At 71.0% G+C, this 22,882-nt stretch carries 16 protein-coding genes; 11 read left to right on the top strand and 5 right to left on the bottom strand.

Annotation, left to right across the window (positions count from 1 at the left end):
- The first annotated feature begins 99 nt into the window (after positions 1-99).
- Both AB0L53_RS29865 and AB0L53_RS29860 read left to right on the top strand, forming a co-directional pair.
- Positions 100-507 (top strand): nitroreductase family deazaflavin-dependent oxidoreductase, encoded by a 408-nt coding sequence (locus tag AB0L53_RS29865; protein WP_364000619.1) that lies wholly within the window; start codon positions 100-102, stop codon positions 505-507.
- Positions 508-652: 145 nt separating this feature from the next.
- Positions 653-1,135 carry an OsmC family protein gene (locus AB0L53_RS29860; protein WP_364000616.1) on the top strand — a complete coding sequence of 161 codons (483 nt, stop codon included), beginning with the start codon at positions 653-655 and terminating at the stop codon, positions 1,133-1,135.
- Between the two features lie 5 nt (positions 1,136-1,140).
- Here AB0L53_RS29860 and AB0L53_RS29855 read toward each other — a convergent pair whose 3' ends face one another.
- Positions 1,141-2,619, bottom strand: coding sequence for an Nramp family divalent metal transporter (locus AB0L53_RS29855; RefSeq protein WP_364000613.1), 1,479 nt, complete (start codon positions 2,617-2,619; stop codon positions 1,141-1,143).
- A gap of 102 nt (positions 2,620-2,721) precedes the next feature.
- Between AB0L53_RS29855 and AB0L53_RS29850 the strand changes: the two genes are divergently transcribed.
- Positions 2,722-3,090, top strand: a complete 369-nt coding sequence (locus AB0L53_RS29850) for a PH domain-containing protein (RefSeq protein ID WP_214638874.1) — start codon at positions 2,722-2,724, stop codon at positions 3,088-3,090.
- Between the two features lie 115 nt (positions 3,091-3,205).
- Complete coding sequence (locus tag AB0L53_RS29845) at positions 3,206-4,510, top strand: hypothetical protein (RefSeq protein WP_364000610.1); 1,305 nt, start codon at positions 3,206-3,208, stop codon at positions 4,508-4,510.
- 4 nt (positions 4,511-4,514) lie between these two features.
- On the opposite strand, the gene glgA is transcribed toward AB0L53_RS29845, so the two are convergent.
- Positions 4,515-5,690, bottom strand: coding sequence for a glycogen synthase (gene glgA, locus AB0L53_RS29840; protein ID WP_364000607.1), 1,176 nt, complete (start codon positions 5,688-5,690; stop codon positions 4,515-4,517).
- A gap of 153 nt (positions 5,691-5,843) precedes the next feature.
- On the opposite strand from glgA, the gene glgC reads away from it, so the two are divergent.
- Positions 5,844-7,079, top strand: a complete 1,236-nt coding sequence (glgC, locus tag AB0L53_RS29835) for a glucose-1-phosphate adenylyltransferase (RefSeq protein ID WP_364000604.1) — start codon at positions 5,844-5,846, stop codon at positions 7,077-7,079.
- Between the two features lie 112 nt (positions 7,080-7,191).
- Positions 7,192-8,088 (top strand): hypothetical protein, encoded by an 897-nt coding sequence (locus AB0L53_RS29830; RefSeq protein ID WP_364000602.1) that lies wholly within the window; start codon positions 7,192-7,194, stop codon positions 8,086-8,088.
- Here AB0L53_RS29830 and AB0L53_RS29825 read toward each other — a convergent pair.
- Positions 8,075-10,006 (bottom strand): DUF5107 domain-containing protein, encoded by a 1,932-nt coding sequence (locus AB0L53_RS29825; RefSeq protein WP_364000599.1) that lies wholly within the window; start codon positions 10,004-10,006, stop codon positions 8,075-8,077. The genes AB0L53_RS29830 and AB0L53_RS29825 overlap by 14 nt on opposite strands.
- A 97-nt stretch (positions 10,007-10,103) precedes the next feature.
- Between AB0L53_RS29825 and AB0L53_RS29820 the strand changes: the two genes are divergently transcribed.
- The gene (locus AB0L53_RS29820) at positions 10,104-10,889 is read left to right on the top strand and encodes a DeoR/GlpR family DNA-binding transcription regulator (RefSeq protein WP_364000596.1); all 786 of its coding nucleotides are present in this window, start codon (positions 10,104-10,106) and stop codon (positions 10,887-10,889) included.
- A gap of 107 nt (positions 10,890-10,996) precedes the next feature.
- A complete protein-coding gene (locus AB0L53_RS29815; RefSeq protein ID WP_364000593.1) occupies positions 10,997-11,896 on the top strand; it encodes a hypothetical protein in 900 nt (299 codons plus the stop codon).
- Positions 11,897-11,908: 12 nt separating this feature from the next.
- On the opposite strand, the gene AB0L53_RS29810 is transcribed toward AB0L53_RS29815, so the two are convergent.
- Positions 11,909-13,582 (bottom strand): SMI1/KNR4 family protein, encoded by a 1,674-nt coding sequence (locus AB0L53_RS29810; RefSeq protein ID WP_364000590.1) that lies wholly within the window; start codon positions 13,580-13,582, stop codon positions 11,909-11,911.
- 125 nt (positions 13,583-13,707) lie between these two features.
- Between AB0L53_RS29810 and AB0L53_RS29805 the strand changes: the two genes are divergently transcribed.
- The 3 genes from AB0L53_RS29805 (at position 13,708) to AB0L53_RS29795 (ending at position 17,331) form a co-directional block, all read left to right on the top strand.
- On the top strand, positions 13,708-14,385 hold the full coding sequence (locus tag AB0L53_RS29805; RefSeq protein ID WP_364000588.1) for a hypothetical protein: 678 nt from the start codon (positions 13,708-13,710) through the stop codon (positions 14,383-14,385).
- Between the two features lie 93 nt (positions 14,386-14,478).
- Positions 14,479-16,095, top strand: a complete 1,617-nt coding sequence (locus tag AB0L53_RS29800; RefSeq protein WP_364000585.1) for an FAD-dependent oxidoreductase — start codon at positions 14,479-14,481, stop codon at positions 16,093-16,095.
- 36 nt (positions 16,096-16,131) lie between these two features.
- The gene (locus AB0L53_RS29795; RefSeq protein WP_364000583.1) at positions 16,132-17,331 is read left to right on the top strand and encodes a cytochrome P450; all 1,200 of its coding nucleotides are present in this window, start codon (positions 16,132-16,134) and stop codon (positions 17,329-17,331) included.
- 5 nt (positions 17,332-17,336) lie between these two features.
- Here the strand turns inward: AB0L53_RS29795 and AB0L53_RS29790 are convergent, their stop codons facing one another.
- Positions 17,337-22,865 (bottom strand): type I polyketide synthase, encoded by a 5,529-nt coding sequence (locus AB0L53_RS29790; protein WP_364000580.1) that lies wholly within the window; start codon positions 22,863-22,865, stop codon positions 17,337-17,339.
- Between the last annotated feature and the right edge of the window lie 17 nt (positions 22,866-22,882).

Here is a 22,882-nt window from a genome sequence, read left to right as displayed (position 1 = left end):
AAGCGCTTACAGAAAGGCAGTCTGTCAGGCGTGTCAACATCTCGTACAGACCCCGTCCGGTAACGGTGCGGTTACGGCGATATGGGGTAGACGGCAGGCATGCTCTATGGCAAGGAACATGTCCAGCGCTATCAGGAGACCGACGGCGCCGAGGGACACGACTGGAACAACACCACGACCCTCCTTCTCACCACCACGGGCCGTAAGTCCGGCAAGTCGTACACGACGCCGCTCATTTACCAGAAGCACGGAGGCGTCTGCGTCATCGTCGCCTCCAAGGGCGGCGATCCGGACCATCCCGAGTGGTACAAGAACCTGCAGGCCAATCCCGAGGTCGGGGTGCAGGTGAAGGCCGAGAAGTTCAAGGCCCGCGCCCGCACGGCCACGGACGAGGAGCGGCCCGAGCTGTGGCGGCTGATGGCCGCCACCTGGCCCGACTACGACAACTACCAGCAGAAGACCGACCGGAAGATCCCGATCGTCGTCCTCGACCCCATCACCGGCTGACCGCTGAGCCCGCCCCGGCCGGACTGTCGTACGGCGGGGCGGACGGTCCGCCATATCCGTCCGGACGCGGCGCACCGCCGTCGCGCCCTTCGGATACGGCGGGGCGGACGGTCCGCCTGGGACGTGAGTGACAGATGATGTACCCATGAGCAGCGAACACCACTACCGCGTCACCGTCACCTGGACCGGCAACCTCGGCGAGGGCACCTCCGGCTACCGGTCCTACAACCGCGACCACGAGGTGGCGGCCGAGGGCAAACCCGCCCTGCCCGGCTCGGCCGACCCCGGCTTCCGTGGCGACCCGGCCCGCTGGAACCCGGAGGAACTGCTGGTGGCGTCGCTGTCGCAGTGCCACATGCTGTGGTATCTCCACCTGTGCTCGGTCAACGGCATCGTCGTGACCTCCTACGTCGACGAGCCGGAGGGCACCATGGTCGTGGACGCCGGCACCGGCGGCGGCCGCTTCTCCGAGGTCACCCTGCGCCCCACGGTCATGATCACCACACCGAGCCTGCACGCCAAGGCCCTGGAACTGCACGCCGAGGCCAACAAGCTCTGCTTCATCGCCAACTCCACGAACTTCCCGATCCACCACGAGCCAAGGATCCTCGACTGCCTGCAGGGGTAGCCGCCCTAGAACGTGACGAGCGGATCGCCGATGAAGTCGGCGATGAAGTTGACGAAGAAGAAGCCGAAGAACAGGAAGTTCAGGATCAGGATCACGTAGTGCCACGGCCGGGGGCGGGCGGGGCGGGGCAGCCTGCTGTTCAGGTACATCAGCAGGAACGGGTAGATGAGCGCGCCCAGGTTCGACATGTTGGCCGACCACTCCACCAGCCCGACCGGCAGCGAGAAGTGGATGATGACCGAGATGATCACTAACAGCACGATCATGAACGGGTAGTAGAAGCGGCGCGGGTCGCCCTCGATCAGCCCGCGCAGCCGGGGGCTGGTGGCGTGCGCCGCGTCCGTGGTCACCCGGACCATGGCCTCGAAGATGCCCAGCTGGGTGGAGAACAGGATCAGCACTCCCAGCACCAGCGCCACGTAGAACAGCGCCCGGCCGTACTCGTCGCCGAGCACCCCCGCCACGAACGTCGGCACGTCCGCCCGCGTCGGCTTCTGGCCCGACAAGGTGACCGCCTGCGACATGAGCAGTGTCGGCAGCAGCATGCCGAGGATGGCGCCGACGAAGAAGACGCCCCACATGTCGGTGAGCAGCAGCCGGTACCACCTGCGCCACAGCCCCCGGTTGAGGTCGTCGTCGGGGAAGGTGACGCCGCTGGCCAGGATCTCGCGCCGCTCGCCGCGCATCCCCGACAGGAACCCCGCGCGATAGCCCATGCCGTAGCCCTTGTCGCGGTAGTGGCCCATCACGTACCAGTTCAGGCCGGAGGCCAGGGCGGTGAAGCCGGCCAGGCCGCCGAGCTGGGTCGCGGTGATGCCCGCGGGCGGCGCGGCCGGGGTGACGAAGCCACGGATGCCCTCCCACCACTGGCTCCATGGCACGATGAGCAGGTCGACGGCGAGCAGGGCGACGAGGATGGTGCCGACCATCACCCAGTTGGCCAGCTCCAGCGCCCGGCTGATCCGCTTGGCGAACGCGGTGATCAGGAAGACCAGCACCAGCAGCGCGATGGCCCATAACCGCGGCTCCTCGGCGTCCGCGGGCGCGACCACGCCGTGGACGAGCGCGTAGACGCCCTGGCCTGCCGAGGCGGCCCACCCTCCCGCGATGAAGGCGAAGATCACCACGAGTACGGACAGCGGGACCCACAGCTTCCAGCCCGGCGGCACCCGGCCCCAGCCGACCACCGGGGTCTCCCCGGTGGCGAGGACGTAGCGGGAGCACTCGACGTTGTAGAACGTCTGGAGGAGGGCGGAGACCAGAATCACCCAGCCGACGCCGACGAAGCCGTACTGCCCCACGTTCAGCGGCCCAAGCAACCACTCGCCGCTTCCTATCGAGATGCCGAGGGCGATCAGGCTGGGCCCGATCGCGTACTTGACCAGCTCTTTCGGGCCGATCCTGGAGACCTTGAACACCTCTTCCGGCGTCGGAAGGTCTGTGACGTTGAGATCTGGGCGGCTTACTCCGAGTGGATGCGACATGTCAGGCCTCCTGTGCGTTCAGGGTGATCCAGAACCCCATCGGCTACAAGACCCAATCGGCGCTTGCGGAACGCTGCCGCTTGCCCTGTTCGTTGCCCAGACATGGCTGACATCCCCTATGACAGGAAAGAACAGCTCAAGCAGATAGAGAGCGGGCTGATGCCGGGCGAGCAGATCATCGCGGTGTACGACGCCATCGGCGCCGGGACGGGGTTCCTCGGGCTGACCGATCGGCGGGTCATCGTGCAGGACAAGTCGTTCGTCGGCAAGCGCGTCGCGATCACCAGCATCCCCTACAGCAAGATCTCCGCGGTGAGCGTGGTGAGCAACAAGTCGTTCGCCGGCGGGTTCTTCTCCTCGGGCGCGATCGCCATTCACGTCGGGACGCACACGTACGAAGTCGACTTCCGCGGCGACAACAAGGCGCACCACGTACATAACGTGATCTTGCATCACATATCGCGAACGTAACCGATTCCGTAAGGGGCGCGGCGGCCCGGACTGACCTATCCTGCGGAAATCACGGGGTCACGCGAAGGGGGCGGGCTGGGTGAGCCGAGTCGCACGCGTCTGTACAGCCGGCTGGGTGAGCCGAGTCGCCCGCTTCTGTACGGCGGGCCTGGCAGTGCTGGCGGTCGCCGCCTGCACCTCCACCCCGCCGACGGCGACCGAGGCGCCGGGCACGGGCGCCGCCACCACCACGCGTCCCGGCACGGCGACCCCGAGTACCTCGGCTCCCAGCACGTCGATCTCGCCGGTGCCGGTGCTCGGGGGCGGGCGGCCCGCGCTCCCCGCCAAGCCCGCCGCCTGCGCCCAGCCACCGGCGGCCACCGACGACATCCGCGCCACGAAGGCCGCCTCCGGCTGGCGTGTCGTGTCCACCGACGAGGGGTACGGCAAGCTGCACGACCTCGCCGTGGGCCGCGACGGCGCCGTCTGGGCCACCCACCTCACCCAGCGCTTGACGGCCGAGGCCGTGGAGACGGCCTTCGCGGGCCTGCGGCGGTGGGACGGCAAGGGGTGGACGTCGTACCCGCTGCCGAGTGTTCAGGTGACCGCGCTCAGCGCGACCTCGGCCGCCAACGCGTGGGTGTTCGGCCTGGCGGACGGCAGAACCGGGCTCGTCGGCGCGTTCCAGAACGACACGTGGGCGGCGCGGCGGCTCACCGGCCGGCTCGGAGACACCTTCGGCGCGGGCGGCACCGCGGCGCGCGGCGCGTGGGCGGTCAGCGGCACGTCGGCGCTGTGGTGGACCGGCTCGACCTGGCAGCACCACGACCTCCCGGCCCCGGCCGGCGCGGTGGGCGGCGGCAGCGGAAGCGGCGGCGGTTCGGGGAACAGCGGCGGCGGCAAGCGCGGCGGCGACGTGTGGACGGTCAGCGGTCCGCTGATCGACCAGGGACCGGCCGCCCGCTGGGACGGCGAGGCGTGGCAGCGGATCGACCTGCCCACGCTCGGGCCGCCGGACAAGGCGGAGTCCCCGCGCGTCCGGCTCAACGACGTCGTGGTGCTCGGCCCGGCCGACGTGTGGGTGGTCGGCGGGGTGTCATGGCTGGTGCCCGGCGAGTTCACCAAGGACAACGAGCCGCTGGAGCGCGCCCGGCCGGTCGCCCTGCACTGGGACGGCGGCGAGTGGCGGTGCCGGTGGGGCGCGCTGGGGCCGACGTTCACCCAGGCCGAGCCGGACGGCCGGGACGGGATGTGGGTGCTCGACTCGACGGGGTCGCGGCTGCTGCACTTCAGCCGCGAACGCTGGACGTCGCAGACCGTAGACGGCACGATCGACGCCCTCGCCCAGCGCCCCGGCACGAGCCAGGTCTACGCGGCCGGCTCCTCCAACCCCGAGAAGGACCTGACCCGCGCCATACTCTGGCGGACCAGCCTCGGCTGAGTCCTCAGGTCAGTGAGGTGTAGAGCTCCATGGTCCGGTGCGCGATGCGTTCCCACGAGAAGTGCTCGACGGCCCTGGCCCGCCCGGCCACCCCCATCGCCGCGGCCCGCGCCGGATCCCCCAGCAGCGCGTTGACCCGCTCGGCGAAGTCGGCGGCGAACCGCTCCGGATCGTGCGGCGTCCCGTCGATCCCCTGGTCGATCGGCACCAGCAGCCCGGTCTCCCCGCCGGCCACCACCTCGGGAATGCCGCCGGTCGCCGTCGCCACCACGGCCGTCTCGCAGGCCATCGCCTCCAGGTTCACAATCCCCATCGGCTCGTACACCGACGGGCACACGAACACCGACGCGTGCGTGAGCAGCTGGATCACCTCCGGCTTGGGCAACATCTCGGAGATCCAGATCACCCCGTCGCGCTCCCGGCCCAGCTCCCGCACCAGGCTCGTCACCTCGGCCTCGATCTCCGGCGTGTCGGGCGCGCCCGCGCAGAGCACGATCTGCGCGCCGGCGTCGAAGGTCCGCGCCGCGTGCAGGAGGTGAACCAGCCCCTTCTGACGGGTGATGCGCCCGACGAAGATGACGTACGGGCGCGCCGGGTCGACGCCGTGCTTCTTCAGCACGTCGTCGTTGCGATCAGGGGCGTATTGGGCGGTGTCGATGCCGTTGTGGATGACGCTCACCCGCTCGTGCGGGATCTCGGGATAGGCGAGGAGTACGTCGCGCCGCATCCCCTCCGAGACCGCGATGACCGCGTCGGCACCGGCCAGTGCGGTCCGCTCCGCCCAGGAGGAGACGGTGTAGCCGCCGCCCAGCTGCTCGGCCTTCCATGGCCGGAGCGGTTCGAGGCTGTGGGTGGTGACGACGTGCGGGATGCCGTGCAGCATCTTGGCGACGTGCCCGGCGAAGTTCGCGTACCAGGTGTGGGAGTGGACCACCCCGGCGCCCGCGCACGCGGCGGCCATCTCCAGATCCACCCCGAGCACCTGCAGGGCCGCGTTGGCGTCGGCGAGCCCGGCGGGCACCTGGTAGGCGGAGACACCCGGCTCGTCCCGTGCGGCCCCGAAACACCGCACCCGGACGTCGGCCAGCCGCCGCAGCTCTCTGGCCAGATATTCCATGTGCACCCCGGCACCGCCGTACACATCCGGCGGGTACTCCCGGGTGAGCAGATCAACGCGCATGACACGACCTTACGATCCATCGGGCCGCCGGGCACAGCCAGACAAGCCGTAGCGGCGGGCTGTGGGACGCCATCTTCCGTGAGCCCCAGGCACGAACTACGTTCGGTGGGCGTTTCGTCGATAGATCGGCATTTTGAGGGTAGCGTCACGGATATGAGGTCCAGGAGGGTTCTTGCGGTCGTACTGGCAGGTGGAGAGGGAAAGCGGCTCATGCCGCTCACGGCGGATCGCGCCAAACCGGCCGTTCCGTTCGGCGGAATGTATCGGCTCATCGACTTCGTGCTGTCCAACCTCGCCAACGGCGGATACCTGCAGATCGTCGTACTGACCCAGTACAAGAATCACAGTCTCGACCGCCATATCTCGCGCACGTGGCGGCTGACGGCGATGCTCGGCAACTACGTGACCCCGGTGCCCGCCCAGCAGCGGCTCGGCCCGCGGTGGTTCTCCGGCTCGGCCGACGCGCTGTTCCAGAACCTGAACCTGATCTACGACGAGATGCCCGAGCATGTGATCGTGTTCGGCGCCGACCACATCTACCGTATGGACCCGCGGCAGATGGTCGAGCAGCACGAGGACTCCGGCGCGGACGTGACGGTGGCGGCGATCCGGCAGCCGCTGTCGCTGGCCGACCAGTTCGGCGTCATCGAGACCGATCCGCAGGGACGGCGGATCGTCGCGTTCCGGGAGAAGCCGAAGGACGCGGTGGGGCTCGCCGACTCCCCCGACGAGGTGTACGCCTCGATGGGCAACTACGTCTTCAAGACCCAGGCGATGATCGACGCGCTGCGGGAGGACGCCCTCGACCCCACGAGCAAGCACGACCTGGGCGGCAACATCATCCCGATGCTCGTCAAGTCCGGCGGCGCGGACGTCTACGACTTCGCGAACAACGTGGTGCCGGGTTCGAGCGAGCGCGACCGCGGCTACTGGCGCGACGTGGGCACGCTCGACGCCTACTACGAGGCGCACATGGACCTCATCTCGGCGCACCCGATCTTCAACCTCTACAACGACAAGTGGCCGATCCACACCGGCCACGACCCGCTGCCGCCGGCCAAGTTCGTGCACAACGACGGCGACCGGGTGGGCCGGGCGATCGACTCGCTCGTGTCCCCGGGCGTCATCGTGTCCGGCGGCACGGCGAACAGGTCGATCCTGTCGCCCAGGGTCGTGCTGCACTCGCACTCGCTGGTCGAGGACTCGGTGCTGATGGACAACGTCAAGGTCGGCAGGGGCGCGATCGTCCGCAAGGCGATCATCGACAAGAACGTGGTGATCCCCGACGGGGCGCGGATCGGCTTCGACCTGGACTACGACCGCACCCGCTTCGCGCTGACCAGAGGCGGGATCGTGGTCATCGGCAAGAACGAGATCGTCGACCGCTGACCACCCTCATCTGGGCAGGCTGAGCAGCCGCGGCCCGATCCATCAAGCCCTTCACGACGGAGTTGATCGAAGATCCGCCACGCAGAGTAAATAACTAGTAACGTTCCGTGACATGCCTTCCCCCGTGCATGACACACTTAACGCGCTCTTTCGCAACCGTCCGGCATTGGCCGTCGAGATCCTCCGCGACTCCTTCGGCGTCGATCTACCCACAGACACCCTCATAGAGGTCGCCGGGAACGACTTCAACGACCGCCCTTCCCATGACCTCCAGCCCGACACGGTGATCGTCGTGGGCCCGCGCCAGGACCCGATCCACGGCATCATCGTCGAGATCCAGCAGAAGAAAGAGGAGCCCAAACGCACGACCTGGGCGCGCTATGCGGCGGCGCTTTGGCTGCGGCTGAAGTGCCCGGTGGTGGTGCTCACCCTCTGCCCCACCACCCCCGTCGCCGAGTGGGCGGCGAAACCGATCGTCACCAGCCTGCCCGGCTTCGTCCTGCAGCCCAGAGTCGTCGGCCCGGACCGGATCCCTGTGATCACCGATTCGTCCGAGGCCGTGGACTGCATTGAACTGGCCGCGATGTCGGTCATGATGCATGGCGAGCGGAGAGCCGTGACGGAGGCCTTCATGGCAGCCGTGAGCAAGCTCGCCGACGGTAACGCTCCGCAGTATTATGAATACGGATACCGACTAGCTTCATTCGTCGCTCGGCGCATCATGGAGGAGATCATGTCGTCTACCGCATGGCCGGTATACAGCCCCTTCGCCAAAGAGCACTTCGGCAAGGGGAAAGCCGAAGGCAAGGCCGAGGGCAAGGCCGAGGGCAAGGCCGAGGGCGAGGCCATCGCCGTGATCAAGATACTCAAGGCGCGTGGCATAAGCGTCCCCCAAGACGCCCACGACCACATCATCCACTGCACAGACCTCGACCAGATAGACGAGTGGATCGACCGAGCAGTCACCGCATCGACCGTCGACGACGTCTTCGGCCCTAATACTGCTTGACGCTGTAGTCATACCGGCAGGGCAACGGATTCTCCGCCCGCACCCGCGCCCGCCCCGTCGGATTGAGCCGCTCGTGATAGTCCCACCACAGCTCGTCCAGCGTGTCCTCCCCCTCCCGCAGGTCGTCCACCACCAGTCCCGTCTCCAGCACCCGCCCGGCCCGGCCGACATCGCCCGCGTCCAGGGCCGCGCGGCACTCCAGGAGGCGGATCCGGCCGTGCCAGCGGTCCTTCGGGCCGAGTTTGTCGATCAGTACCAGGGCTGCGGCCGGGCGGCCGGCGGCGAGCAGGGCGACGAGGGTCTCGATGGTGAGGGGGCGCAGCCGCGGCGACAGCGCGTGCGCCCGCTGGTACAGGTCGGCGGCGCGCGACGGAGCGAGGACGGCCAGGTTGCGCAGGGCCCACGCGTTCTCGACGCAGGCCAGGGAGCGTTCCCAGGCGGCCCGGGCGCCGTCGTGGTCGCCGTCGTGATAGAGGTTCACGCCCAGGTGGAGCAGGGTGAACCAGGTGCCGCCCGACTCCTCGACCGACTTCTCCAGCAGCGCGCGCCACTCGGGGCCGACGGTGTAGGAGGATGGCGGCAGGGCGGGGGCGGGTGTGGGGATCGAGCCCTTGCGCACCAGGGCGAGCCACGACTGCTGGTCGCGTCCGATCGTCCAGTCGGCGAACGGCGTACCGGGCAGGTTGAGCGCCCGGCTGCGCCGCTTGGCCAGGGCCCGGCGCTCCAGCGCGCCCCAGCCGCTGCCGACGTGCAGAACCTCCACGGGCACCGCCGAGGCCAGCCCTCCGGCCTGCTCGTGCGCGGCCTGGAGGCGCTCGCGGGAGATCAGCCGGTCCACGGCCCGGCTCACGTGGCCGAGCGCCTCGGGCCAGGGGCCGTGGGATCGCGCGGGGTCGGCCTGGAGCAGGCCGTACGCCTCGGTCCAGGACAGGGCGGAGCGGGCGGGCAGGCGTACGTGCTCCAGCTGGGTGCGGGTCAGGCCCGCCTGGATCTCCAGGTACGGCCGGTCGGGGCCGGACAGCCAGTCCTGCCAGTTGCGGCCCGCCGCGCCGGTGCCCCAGCGGAAGTGCTTGCGGCCGCGCAGCAGGTCGGTGGAGACCTGCGCGAGCCCGCCGCCGTCCGCGTCGAGGGCGGCGATCCAGCGGCGTTCGCCGCGCAGCAGCTCGTAGAAGAAGTCGGCGGCCTGCTCGTTGCGGGCCGGGTAGGACTGGTCGGCCTCGCGCCAGCGCGGCACCGGCACCCGGCGCAGCATCCCGTCGTAGGAGAAGTGGTACGCCTGGCGTGCCGGCGCCAGGACCCGGCTGCCCGGCGTCTGCGGCACCGCCGCGTTCGACCACCAGTAGACCGGGGCATCCACCGCCGAAGGGTTATAAATCCGGATGTGTACGAGGAGCACCGGGGACCCGGGCGGCAGGTGGACATCGAGCTGGTAGACCAGCCGCCGCATCCGTTCCCACTCGTACATCCGCAGCACCGGCACCCCGTCGGGCCTCGCCACCCGTACGGCGTGGACGGGCGCGCAGGCCAGCGCGGTGTGCCCGAACGTGCCGAGGTTCCACTCCACTCCCCCCGCGAACCACGCGTTGCGCAGCCCGAGGTTGGCCAGCTGCAGGTGGGGCGGCTTGTGCAGGAGCTCGCGCCCGGTCGGCAGGTGCACCAGCGAGCGCAGCCGCCCGCCGTACTCCAGCAGGAACTCCGCGCGCAGCAGCTCGTTCTCCAGCACCGCCGTCTTCAGCTCCCGCTCCTCCCGCTCGCGGCCGTAGCCGTCCTGGAAGGTGTACGGCAGGAGCGATTCGGCGTGCCCGTAAGCCAGCTGGGCCGCCATCTCGGCGTCGGCGGCGGCCGTCTTCAGCCCGCCACGCGGATCGGGGAGCGTGCGCAGCGGCGGCAGCGGGTTCTCCGGGCCCAACGGGGACACGGGGAGCACGACTGTGGATGTCCGTAGCATTTGGCGAGTATTTTCCCATAAACCCGACAGATAAGAGCTTCAGCCGGGTTTCGGGCATGATTGGACGGTGAACCGGTACGAACGCTGGAACATGCTGTTAGAGCTCGTCGCCGAGGCCGGCCGCCTGAACGTGTCGGAGACGGCGCGCAAGCTCGGCGTGTCCGCGGCCACGATCAGGCGCGACTTCGACGAACTCGCCGACCAGCAGTTGCTGACCAGGACCAGAGGCGGCGTCATCGCGCACAGCGTCTCGTACGACCTGCCGCAGCGCTACAAGGTCGCCCAGCACGCGCCGGACAACCAGCGCATCGGCGCCGCGGCGGCGGCCCTGGTGCCGGTGGGAGCGACGGTCGGGCTCAACGGCGGCACCACGACGACGGAGGTGGCCAGGGTGCTGGCCAACCGCCCCGACCCGCCCTCCGGCCGCCGCGGCCCGGCGTTCACCGTGGTGACCAACGCCCTGAACATCGCCCACGAGCTGGCCGTGCGGCCGCATCTGCACGTGCTCACCACGGGCGGCTCCGCCCGCGCCGAGTCGTACGAGCTGGTGGGCCCGGTGGCGACGGGCATGCTGGCCGACGTCGCGCTCGACGTGGTGGTGCTGGGCGTCGACGCGCTCGACGTCAAGCACGGCGCCAGCGCCCATGGCGAGGGCGAGGCCGCCGTCAACCGGCTGATGGCCACCAAGGCCCGCCAGGTGATCGTGGTGGCCGAAGGCTCGAAGCTGGGCCGCCGGGCGTTCGCCCTGGTCTGCCCGCTGAGCAGGATCAACGTCCTGGTGACGGACTCCACGGCCGCGCCGGAGCTGACCGCCGGATTCGCGGACGCCGGCATCCGGGTCATCCGGGTCTAGGGCCCGCATTTGATCGTTTCCGATGCTCCGGCGGACCCTCACCGCTAGGCTTCCCGCTCTGTGCTTGACGCCAGGAAACGGGATATGTCAGGAAGTGGGGGATCTAGATGTTGATCGCACTGGGCGTGATCGTCGCGCTGATCGTCGGCGTCGCGCTGTGGTGGAAGTTCCGCGACCCGCTCAGGGGTGAGGACTTCTACAAGTTCCACGTCGAGCGTACGTGGGCCTGGGAGCTCGTCCTCACCGAGGAGCAGGAGCGGGCGTTCATGGCCGGGCTGGAGGCCTATGACGAGGAGCGGACCGTCTTCCCGCACCGGGAGGCGGGGGCGCTGCACGTCTACAACCCGCAGATGATGGTCTCGCTGTTCCTCCTCACCGAGCAGTTCGCCGCGATGGGCCCAGGGGCGCTCGCGGATCCGGCGGGCGCCGTACGGCACCTGATCGGCCGCGCCGCGGAGGCGGAGATCGACGGTGTGCTCTACATCGACGACGAGTGGATCGAGGAGCCCGTCGACGGCCTGGACAAGTACGACTTCACCCGCGAGATGGGCATGGCCACGCACGCACAGGGTGTCGACGGGGGCGTCGGCGGCTATGGGAACGAGGACGCCGGCTACGGCATGCTCACGGTGCTCACCGAGGTGCCGGCGCATGTGCGGAGAATGTACGACGAAGCGCACAGCCACGCCTCGCCCGGCGAGATCCGCAACCGCCTCGACGTCTACAAGGCGGTGATCGAGGAGCCGGAGCCCGAGTTCGTCGCGGGGCTCGAACGCGCCGACGGCGAGCAGAGCCGCTTCACCAACACGCTGATGTACGACTACAGCCGGGTGCTCGCCGATTACCAGGAGCTTCGCCCGCACATGCCGCACGCCCAGCCCGTGGACGTCATGTCCGCCGCCCTGGCGCGGATGCTCACCGAGCGACGCCCCGGGATCACGTGGACCCGGCCGCCGTCACAGGAGCAGCACGACCTCGCCCTGCGGCTGATCTCCACCCGAGGCTGACCCGCGCGAGTCTCAGCGCCGCCGCCGGGGGAAGCGGCCCGTGAAGACCCGTACGTCCGCCGCCTCCCCGGCCAGGTCGCTCGCCCATCTGACCGCCGTCTTCAGCGACGGTTCCGGGGCGTGGTAGGCCCGGTCGACCGACCACCACCAGGTCTTCTCCCGGCGCGGCTCGGCGGCGAGCCCGGCCGCCGCCAGCCCCGCCGGGAGACCGCCCCGCTCCCACAGCTCCGCCCACTGCCCCCGGCGCAGGTTGAGGTAGAGCAGGCCCTTCAGCTCGCTCAGCACGCCGAGGTCGCTGACGGCGGCGCGGGACAGGTCCAGCGCGTACAACCGCGGGCAGGACAGCAGCGGAGTCAGGTCCACGGGCCGCTCGGTGCGCAGGGTCAGCGACCGCAGCGTGGCGTGGCCCGCCAGCGGCGCCAGGTCGATCCCGTCCATGGCCAGGTCGAGCAGTTCCACCGGAGTGTCGCGCAGCGGGGTCAGGTCCGCGCCCGGGCAGTTGTCCACCTTCACCTGCCACAGCACCGGCGCCCCGCGCACGGGCCCGAAGTCGACCCAGGGGGCGTTCAGCACCGACAGGCGCTGGATCCGCGGCTCCCAGCCCCGGATGGAGGCCGCGTCGGGGCCGGCGACCGTCAGTGAACGGGTCTGCTCATGGGCGTGCCGGTTCGGCTCCTTCATGTCACCGAGGTCGATCCACAACTCGCCGTTCTCGACCGCGTAGGCGCCGGCCTGCAAGGCGGTGACGTGCCGCCGCAGCAGGCTGGTCACGGAGTCGGCGACATAGACAGGGCCTTCGTCGTGGTGCGTGCCCATGCGGATGACCTGGCCCGGCCGCCCGTCCGGGCCGGGCGCCAGGTCCACCGCCAGGAAGTCGCCCCCGGTGCTGGTGGCGAACGGGATCCAGCACGGGTGGTCCGAGGCCCGCCGCATCGCCAGCGAGGGGCCCACGCCGGTGATGAACGGCTGGTGGCTCCAGCTACGACCGGCCGCCCACCAGCGGTTCTCCGGGCGGCTCTGGTCCTCCAGCAGTTCGAGGCCGAACCAGGGGTGCCGGTCCAGGAGGCCCTCACCGCCGTCACCGTCGACCAGCGCGTAAAGGGCGCGCAGGTCCTCGGGGAGCGTCACGCCGTACCGGACCCGGAGCTGGGCCTCCAGCCAGGCGCGGCGCGCTTCGGGGAGCGCGGGAGGCGGGGCGTACTTGTCCGTGCCGGGACCGCCCAGGACCCGGTCACGCTCGCGTAAGTACGCGCCGAGCAGCGCGACGGCCTCCTTCGGATCGCCCGCCGGGGCGGCATCCGGCCGGCCCCGCTGGAACTCCGCGGGCTCGGGCGGCAACACGCCCCGATCGAGGACGTACAGGAAGCCGTGCTCGCCGTGATCCATGCGGTCCAGCGACTCGCTGACCACCGCTTCGAACCGGCCCTTGGCCTCGACCACCAGCTCGATGGCGAGGTGGTCGCCGCTCGCCCCGGCCAGGGTATAGATCTCGCACATCTCCGCGTGCAGGTCGATGTCATCCGCCTCACCGGGCTCGACCCTCAGTCCGCGGTGGCCGGACCCGTCCGGGCCGGTCGCGAACCCCTGCAGCTCGGCCCGCCGCCATCCCGCGGGCGCTCCGGCCGCGATCTTCTCGGCCATCGTACGGAGCACATCGGCGATCTCGGAATCACGATCATGGGTCACAGGACACACCTAATCATCGCCAGGCGCCCGCTTCGTACCACGCACGATGATTACCGAGCGTATCGGCTGGACACGTAGCGTCGTACAGGCTGTACAGGCTTTGGCGTCGTGGGAGGAAGGGCTCCATGCAGGGCATTGCCGGATCGCCGGCGGCGTTGCGGACGCCGCGCGCCGCGGGAGCCGCAGGGATCCTCGCCGCCCTGCCGCTGGGCGGCGCCATGATCCTGGTGCGCAGGGCGGTGCCCGACCAGCCGATCGGCGCGGCCGCCTATCTCGCCGACGCCACCGGCCATCACGCCCTGCGGGTGGCGCTGGTCCTGCTGCCGTTCGGGGGGATCTTCTTCCTGTGGTTCATGGGCGCCGTACGCGACTCCATCGGGGCCAGGGAGGACCGGTTCTTCGCGACCGTCTTCCTCGGCTCCGGCCTGCTGTTCGTGGCCACGCTCTTCGTCTTCGGCGCGGCGGCGGACGCCTTTCTGGCCACGATCGGCACGATGCGGGACCCGTCGCAGCCCATGGCCTTCTGGCACTACGGGCGCCACCTCACCCTGGCCCTGCTGACCGAGTACGCGCCGCGCATGGCCGCGGTGTTCACCCTGACGACCACGACCATCGCGACGCGTCTCGGCATCTTCCCCCGGTGGCTGTCCTGGCTCGGCTACCTCGTCGGGCTGGTGCTCCTCCTGGTCGTCAGCCACGTCGCCTGGTCGGAGATCCTCTTCCCCGTCTGGGTCCTGATCGTGGGCTGCTTCCTGATCGTCGCCCATTCCCGGATGATCTCCGCAGACCTGCCCAACAAATGACCCTTAGCGCCATATCAGCCATGTTGCGTCGGGTACGTGCTGGTGAGGGCGGCTCGGCGGCAGGTGGCCGCCCGGCCCGACGGGGAGTTCATTGTGCGAGTTGTCGTTGATCTCACGCGCTGCCAGGGCTACGGGCAGTGCGTCTTCCTGGCGCCGGACGTGTTCTCGATGCACGGCCAGGAAGCGCTCATGTACGACACCGGCCCGGACGACGACCAGCGCGAGCGGGTGCTCCAGGCGGCGGCGGCCTGCCCGGTCCAGGCCATCCACCTCGACCGGATGACCACCCAGCACAGAACCATGCGGCCGGAGCTGGGCCCCTCCCCCACGGGCGACGGCGAGGCGTTCAAACGCCAGGGCCGCATCGTCATCGTCGGCGCCTCCCTGGCCGGCGGGCGGGCCGCCGGAGTGCTGCGCAGAGACGGCTTCACGGGTTCGCTGACCCTGATCGGGGACGAGCCGTACCAGCCGTACGACCGGCCGCCGCTGTCCAAGCAGGTCCTGACCGGCAAGGTGCCCGCCGAGCGCACCCTGCTCCCCCAGCTTCGCGAGGTCGATGTCACCTGGCTGCCGGAGACCCGGGCGACCGGGCTGGACCTGTCCGCCCAGAAAGTACGACTCGCCGACGGCGGGGAGATCGGCTTCGACAAGGTCCTGATCGCCACCGGCGCGCGGGCCCGGCCGTGGCCGAAGGAGGCGGAGGCCGCGCTCGACGGTGTGTACGTCCTGCGCACGCTCGACGAGGCCAGACGCCTGCGGGAGCGGCTGGCCGCCGGCGCCAGCAGGGTGCTGATCATCGGGGGCGGATTCACCGGGTCGGAAGTGGCGTCGGTCTGCCGCGAGATGGGCCTGCCGGTGACTCTCGTCGACCACGGGCCCGTTCCGCTGCGCGGCGCGCTGGGCGGCGTGATCGGCGCGGTCGCGGCGGACATGCAGCGCGCGGCCGGTGTCGACCTGCGCTGCGAGGTCACGGTGGCGGAGCTGGAAGGGGACGCGGACGGACGGCTGCGCGGCGCTCGGCTGTCCGACGGCAGCACCGTGGAGGCCGACGTGGCGGTGGTCGCGCTCGGCGCGGTCCGCAACATCGAATGGCTGGAAGGGTCCGGGCTGGCGTGCGGGGTGTGGGGGGTCGCCACCGACGCGGGCTGCCGGGCCTTCGACGTCAACGGCGTGGTCACCGACAACGTGTTCGTCGCCGGTGATGTGGCCCGCTTCCCGCACCCGGTCTTCCACTACCAGTTCCTCGCGCTGGAGCACTGGGGCAACGCCGTCGCCCAAGCCGAGGTCGCGGCCCACAACATGATCAGCGACCAGGCGCATCGCTGGCCGCATCTGTCACTGCCGGTCTTCTGGTCCAACCAGTTCGGCGTCAACATCAAGTCGGTCGGCGTGCCGAGCTTCGCCGACGAGCTCATGATCGCGCAGGGTTCGCTGGCCGAGCGGCGGTTCGTCGCCGTCTACGGCTACCGGGGCAGGATCACCGCCGCGGTCACCTTCGACCACGGGATGTGGCTGGACTTCTACCGGCGCCTGATCGAGCAGGCCGCGCCGTTCCCGCCTGACTTCCGTACGGTCGACCGGCTCGACGGATCACGGCCCGTTCCGGCCGAAGTGCCGGAGCGGATCAAGCCCGCCGAAGGAGCGACCGTGGTGGTGACCGGCCACGATCCGGGCGAACGCCGCGTCACGCTCGTACGCCCCCAGCGGTAAGACCATCTCGAACCCACGCGTCCAGGGAGGCACTTCGTGGAGCCGGCAAGCAGCTACCAGCAGATTCTCCAGTACTCCAACCGGGCCGACCCGTACCCGCTGTACGCCGAGCTGCGCAAGACGCCTGTCGCGCGGCAGGAGGACGGCAGCTACGTCGTCAGCACGTACGAGGAGATCGTGGCGCTGCTGCACGATCCGCGGGTCAGCTCCACCGCGGGGCAGCTGCCCTCCTTCATCTCCACCGATCCGCCCGAGCACGACCGGCTCCGGCGGCTGGCGATGCGTCATTTCGGGCCGCCGCATTCGCCGCGCAAGGTCGACAGCCTGCGCGGCGAGCTGCTCCAGATCGTGACGGAGTTGATCGACGGCCTCGGGAACCGGGAACAGGCCGATATCGTCGACGATTTCGCCTACCCGTTCCCGGTCACGGTGATCTGCCGCCTGCTCGGCGTGCCGCTGGAGGACGAACCCCGCTTCCACCAATGGGCGGACGAGCTCGTGGAGGCCCTCGGCCCCGGTGAGGACGACCTGGTGGAGCGGGTGAAGAGACGCCAGGCCGTGCTGCTCACGCTGGGCGAGTACCTGGCCGGGCTGATCGACGCCCACCGCGAGAACCCGGGCGACAACCTCCTGTCCGGGATGATCACCGACGAGGGCCCCGACGGGACGATGTCGCAGCACGAGGTGATCGCGACCGGCACGCTGTTGCTGATCGCCGGCCACGAGACCACGGTCAACCTCATCACCAACGGCATGCTCACCATGCTGCGCAATCCGTGGCTGCTCGACCGGCTGCGCAAGGAGCCGGACCTGGCCATCCACACCATCGAGGAGCTGCTGCGCTACGAGCCGCCGGTGCACTTCCTGCCCAACCGGGTCGCCCTCGACGACATCCCCATCGCGGGTGTCACCATCCCCAAGGGCGCCCACATCATCCTCGCGCTCGCCTCGGGCAGCCGCGACCCCGCGCACCTGCGCGATCCCGACCATTTCGACCCCGACCGTCCCTACATCCAGCATCTGGGCTTCGGCGGTGGCGTCCACCACTGCTTCGGCGCTCCGCTGGCGCGCCTGGAAGCCCAGATCGCGCTCCGCGAGCTCGCGCGGCGGCTGGTGAACCCCCGCCTGGTCACCGACCCGCCGCCCTACCGCCCGAGCTCCACCCTGCGGGGTCCGCGTCACCTGGAGGTCCAGTACGACGGCGTCAACCCGTACAGCGAACTACCGGCCACGTAGCCCGGTCAGGAGAGCCAGGTTTCGATGGCGTGCGCCATGGACGGAGCCTGGTCCTCCAGCATCGTGAAGTGGTCGCCCTTCACCTCCCGCTCGGTGTGCTCGGTGTGCCAGGTGGCGCGCCAGTCCCCCGAGGGGGTCTGCGACAGCGGCGTGTCCGGATGGAGGAAGAGGATGGGCGCCGCCACCTCGCCGAGCTCGCATTCGCGGAACAGCTTGTAGTAGCGGCCCATCGCCGACAGGCGGGAGTTGGTGAAGGGCCCGAACGCGTCTTCCCTGTCGAACATGCCCTCGACCATCTGCGTCCCGAGGTCGTCGATCACCTTGTCCTCCGGCATGAAGGTGTCGAGCAGGATCAGCCCGGCCGGGTGGACGCCGATGCCCTCCAGATAGGTGGCCGCGGCGTGCGCGAAGATCCCGCCGGCGCAGTAGCCGAGGAGGGCGAAGGGTTTGCCGTCCGCCGCGTTGAGCACGCTGTGCGCCCACATGCGCACCGCGGCGTCGGCCGTACCGGGGAGGCTCTCCTCGGGGGCGAAGCCGAGGACGGGCAGGGCGAGCAGGTCGCGCACCCCCTGGAAGTTGGCCGCGAGCCGGGCGAACTGGGCGGCTCCCCCCAGCGCCATGGGCGTGCTGAAGCAGAACAGCGCGGGCTCGGCGGGACCGGTCGCCAGCTTGAGCGGCGGCGGGATCTCACCGAGCTCGTCGGGCGAGTCGAAGGAGGGGCGCAGGTCGGCCACGGCCCGCAGCACGGCCAGGCCCTGGTGCGTCTTGCCGGTGCGGGCCGCCTCGCCGAACAACGCGCTGAGGCTGTCGCCCGCGTGCGGGTCGCCGGTCCGCGTACCGCCGAACTCCTCCGACAGGTGCCGGGCCAGGGCGGCGGGGCTGGGGTGGTCGAAGACCACGGTAGCGGGCATGCGCAGCCCGGTGGCCGCGGCGAGGCTGTTGCGCAGCTCGACCGAGGTCAGTGAGTCGAACCCGGCCTCCAGGAAGTTCTGGTCGGGGGCGATCGAGTCGGCCCCGGAATGACCCAGCGCCCGCGCGGCGTGCGCCCGCACCAGGTCACGCAGCCGCTCGACCCGCTGGTCGGCCGGCAGCCCGGCCAGCTCCGCCGCGAGCGACGGGTCGTGCGCGTCCTGACCGGCCGCTTCGCCGTCGGCGGCCAGGATCGCCTGTACGTCGGGCAGCGCGCGGAGCAGCGGCCGCGGCCTGGCGAGGGTGAACACGGAGGCGAAGCGGGTCCAGTCGATGTCGGCCACCACGCGGTGCGACTCGTCGTGGTCGAGGACCTGCTCCAGGGCGCTCACCGCCGCGTCGGGCTCCATGACGCGGACGCCGAGCCGGCGCAGCCGCGCGCCGACCTCCTCGTCCACCATGCCGCCGCCGCCCCACGCGCCCCAGGCGACCGAGGTGGCCGGGAGCCCTCGGGCGCGTCGCGTGTGGGCCAGCGCGTCCAGGAACGCGTTGGCTCCCGCGTACGCGGCCTGTCCCGCCTGGCCCCACACCGCCGAACCCGAGGAGAACAGCACGAATCGCTCCACCGGGTGGCCGGCCGACAGCTCGTCGAGGAGCAGCGCTCCGGTGATCTTGCCTTCGACCGTCTCCGCGAACTCCGCGAGCGTGCTGTCGGCGAGCGGCACGTCGTCGCCCACGACCCCGGCCGCGTGCACGATCGCGGTCAGCGGGTGCCCGTCGGGCAGGGAGCCGAGCACGCGGCGCAGCCCGTCGCGGTCGCCGACGTCGCAGGCGGTGACGGTGACCTTGGCGCCGAGCGCCGTCAGCTCGGCCTCCAGCTCGGCCACGCCCGGGGCGGCCGGGCCGCGGCGGCTGATCAGCGCGAGGTGCTCGGCGCCTCGGGCCGCCAGGCGGCGGGCGAGGTTGGCGCCGACGCCGCCGGTGCCGCCGGTGATGAGCACGGTGCCGTGCGGCCTCCAGGGGGTCTCGGGTGCCGCCTCGCTGAGCGGCGCGCGTTCCATCCGCCGGGCGAAGACGCCCGCCGCCCGTACCGCCAGTTGATCCTCGCTGTCCAGCCCGGACAGCGCGCCGCAGAGGCGGGCGACGCCGCGTTCGTCCAGTTCGGCGGGCATGTCGATCAGTCCGCCCCAGGTGTCGGGATGATCCAGCGCGAGGACCGTGCCGATGCCCCACGCCACCGCCTGGGCGGGGGACTGGAGTTCGGCCGCGCGCTCCACGGCCACCGCGCCCGAGGTGAGCGCCCACAGCGGCGCGGAGATCTCCGCGTCCGCGAGCGCCTGCACCAGCGTGACGGTCATGACCGAGCCGCGGGACAGGACGGGGTGGGCCGGGTGGGGGCGGTCGTCGAGTGCCAGCAGGGACAGCACTCCGGTGACCGGCTCGTCGGGGAGCGCGTCGCGCAGGGTACGCCCGAGCGCGGCCCGGTCGTGGTCCCGCACCTGGAGCGGCACCACCTGGGCGCCCGCCTTGGCCAGCCCGTTGACGATCGAAGCGGCGTCGACGCCGTCGGTGTCCGGCAGGGCGACGATCCAGGCTCCGGTCAGCGTCGCGTCGGCCGCCTCCCGTACCGGCCGCCAGGCCACCTGGTAGCGCCAGGAGTCCAGCGTCGCCGCCTGCCGCAGCCGGCGTCGCCACGCGGACAACGCCGGCAACACCTCGTCCAGGGCGGCCGGGTCCACCTCGGCGAACCGCGGCACCTCCCCCCGGTCCACCGCTTCCCAGAACCGCCCGTCGAGCGGGTCGGCGGGCGCGGCGATCGCGGGCGCGGACTCCAGCCAGTAGCGCTCCCGCTGGAAGGCGTAGGTCGGCAGGTCCACCCGGCGGGCGCCGGGGTAGAGCGCGGACCAGTCCACGCCGACGCCGCGTACGTGCAGCTCGGCGAGCGAGGTGAGCATGCGGACCTGCCCGCCCTGCTCACGGCGGAGCGTGCCGATGACCACGGCGTCCCGGCCGAGCGCGTCGAGGGTCTCCTGGATGCCCATGGTGAGCACCGGGTGCGGGCTGGACTCGACGAAGACCGTGTGTCCCTGCCCGACCAGCTCGTGTACGGCCGCGTCGAACCGTACGGTCTGACGCAGGTTGGCGTGCCAGTACGCGGCGTCGAGCCCGGAGGTGCCGATCCAGTCACCGGTCACCGTCGACATCATCGGCACGTCGCCCGTTTTCGGGGTGATCGGCGCGAGGTCGCGCAGCAGGCGCTCGCGCAGCTCGTCGACCTGGGCCGAGTGTGAGGCGTAGTCGACCGGTATCAGCTTGGCCCGGATCCCCTCGGCGGTTAGCTCCGCGACCAGGTCGCCGAGCGCGCCGGGCGCCCCGGAGACCACGGCCGAGCGTGCTCCATTGACCGCGGCCAGGGAGCACTCACCCGGACGCCGGGCAAGGCGCTCGGTCAGCTCCTCGACCGGCAGCCCGACGGACGCCATGCCGCCACGGCCCGCGAGCACGGCGCCGATGGCCTGGCTGCGCAGGGCGACCACGCGGGCGCCGTCCTCCAGCGACAGGCCGCCCGCCACCGTGGCGGCGGCGATCTCGCCCTGGGAGTGGCCGATCACCGCGTCGGGAAGCACGCCGTACGAGCGCCACAGCCCGGCCAGCGCCACCATGACCGCCCAGAGCAGCGGCTGGACCACGTCCACCCGCTCCAGCGGCGGCGTGCCCGGCTCGCCGCGCAGCACCTGGGCCGGCGACCAGTCCACGAACGGCTGGAGCGCGCGCTCGCAGGCGGCGAAGTGCTCGGCGAAGGCCGGCGACTCGTCGAGCAGTTCGGTGGCCATGCCCGTCCACTGCGAGCCCTGGCCGGGGAAGACGAACACCGTCTTACCCGGCGCTCCGGCAACCCCGCCGACCCCGGCGGGGACCTGTTCGCCCGCGGCGAGTGCGCGGACGGCGGCCAGCAGCTCCGCACGGTCCCGGCCCACTGCTACGACGCGATGACGGTAGGCCGTACGGGTGGTGGCCAGGGAGAAGCCGATGTCGGCGGCGGACTGGCCGGGGTGACGCTCCACGTGGGCGCCGAGCCGGTCGAGCTGGGCACGCAGGGCGGCCGCGCTCTTGGCCGACACCGTCCACGCGACCGCGCCCGCAGCCGCCGTCGCGTCCGCCGGAGATGCGAGGGCGGCCGGGGCGGCGTCGGTTGGGGTGGGGTCGGTCGAGGTGGGGTCGGTCGGGGCGGTGTCGTCTGTTGGGGCCTGTTCGAGGATCACGTGCGCGTTCGTGCCGCTCACGCCGAACGCGGACACCCCGGCGCGCCGGGGCCCGCCGCTGTCCGGCCAGTCGACGGCTTCGGTCAGCAGCCGGACGTTCCCCGCGGACCAGTCCACGTGGGACGAGGGCTCGGACACGTGCAACGTCTTAGGCAGGAGACCTGCCCGCATGGCCAGCACCGCCTTGATCACTCCGGCGACCCCGGCGGCGGACTGGGTGTGGCCGATGTTGGACTTGATCGACCCCAGCCAGAGCGGCCGGTCGGCCGGGCGGTCGGCGCCGTAGGTGGCCAGCAACGCCTGCGCCTCGATCGGATCGCCCAGCGTGGTGCCGGTGCCATGCGCCTCGACGAGGTCCACGTCGGCCGCTGCGACTCCGGCGTCGGCCAGCGCGCGGCGGATGACCCGCCGCTGGGACACCCCGTTCGGGGCGGACAGGCCGTTGCTGGCGCCGTCCTGGTTGATCGCGGAGCCGCGGACGACCGCGAGCACCGGATGACCGTTGCGGCGCGCGTCGGACAACCGCTCCAGCAGCAACAGACCGGCGCCTTCGCCCCAGCCGGTGCCGTCGGCGTCGTCGGAGAAGGCCTTGCATCGCCCGTCGGGCGCCAGGCCGCGCTGGCGGCTGAACTCCACGAAGATGTCGGGGGTGGGCATGACGGTCACCCCGCCGGCCAGCGCGAGCGTGCTCTCTCCGCTGCGCAGGGACTCGCACGCCCAGTGCAGCGCCACCAGCGACGATGAGCAGGCGGTGTCGATGGTGGCCGCGGGGCCCTTGAGCCCGAACACGTACGAGATCCGGCCCGAGATGACCGCGGTGGAGTTGCCCGTCAGCAGGTGGCCCTCCGCTCCTTCGGCGGGTGCGCCGAGGCTGCCTCCGTACCCGTCGGCGAAGGCGCCGACGAAGACGCCCACCTGGCTGCCCTTCAGCGAGCGCGGGTCGATGCCGCCTCGCTCGAACGCCTCCAGCGCCACCTCCAGCATCAGGCGCTGCTGCGGGTCGGCGGCCAGCGCCTCCCGGGGCGAGATGCCGAAGAATCCGGCGTCGAAGTCGGCGGCGTCGTGCAGGAACCCGCCCTCGCGCGTGTACGTGGTGCCCGGACGGGTCAGATCCGGGTCGTACAGGGTGGACAGCTGCCAGCCCCGGTCGTCGGGGAACAGCGACACACCGTCGCGGCCGTCCGCCACGAGCTGCCAGAGCGCCTCGGGGTCGTGCACGTCCCCGGGGAACCGGCAGCTCATGGCGACCACCGCGATCGGCTCGTGTTCGCGGGCCTCAGCCTCGCGCAGCCGTTCCCTGGCCTGCTGGAGATCGGCGGTCACCCGCCGGAGGTAGTCGAGGAGCTTCTGCTCGTCCGCCACGTCACGTCACCTTCCGG

Source organism: Nonomuraea sp. NPDC052129 (genome assembly GCF_040680095.1).
Taxonomy (GTDB): Bacteria; Actinomycetota; Actinomycetes; order Streptosporangiales; family Streptosporangiaceae; genus Nonomuraea.
The sequence above is the reverse complement of the archived record's forward strand: the minus strand, read 5'-3'. Positions and strand labels throughout refer to the sequence as shown.

What these genes read in the sequence shown, in the direction of transcription:
- AB0L53_RS29805 (WP_364000588.1), top strand. Translation starts at nt 13,708, where the DNA reads ATGCAGGGCATTGCCGGATCGCCGGCGGCGTTGCGGACGCCGCGCGCC.
- AB0L53_RS29855 (WP_364000613.1), bottom strand. Translation starts at nt 2,619, where the DNA reads ATGTCGCATCCACTCGGAGTAAGCCGCCCAGATCTCAACGTCACAGAC.
- glgC (WP_364000604.1), top strand. Translation starts at nt 5,844, where the DNA reads ATGAGGTCCAGGAGGGTTCTTGCGGTCGTACTGGCAGGTGGAGAGGGA.
- glgA (WP_364000607.1), bottom strand. Translation starts at nt 5,690, where the DNA reads ATGCGCGTTGATCTGCTCACCCGGGAGTACCCGCCGGATGTGTACGGC.
- AB0L53_RS29850 (WP_214638874.1), top strand. Translation starts at nt 2,722, where the DNA reads ATGGCTGACATCCCCTATGACAGGAAAGAACAGCTCAAGCAGATAGAG.
- AB0L53_RS29865 (WP_364000619.1), top strand. Translation starts at nt 100, where the DNA reads ATGCTCTATGGCAAGGAACATGTCCAGCGCTATCAGGAGACCGACGGC.
- AB0L53_RS29860 (WP_364000616.1), top strand. Translation starts at nt 653, where the DNA reads ATGAGCAGCGAACACCACTACCGCGTCACCGTCACCTGGACCGGCAAC.
- AB0L53_RS29830 (WP_364000602.1), top strand. Translation starts at nt 7,192, where the DNA reads ATGCCTTCCCCCGTGCATGACACACTTAACGCGCTCTTTCGCAACCGT.
- AB0L53_RS29815 (WP_364000593.1), top strand. Translation starts at nt 10,997, where the DNA reads ATGTTGATCGCACTGGGCGTGATCGTCGCGCTGATCGTCGGCGTCGCG.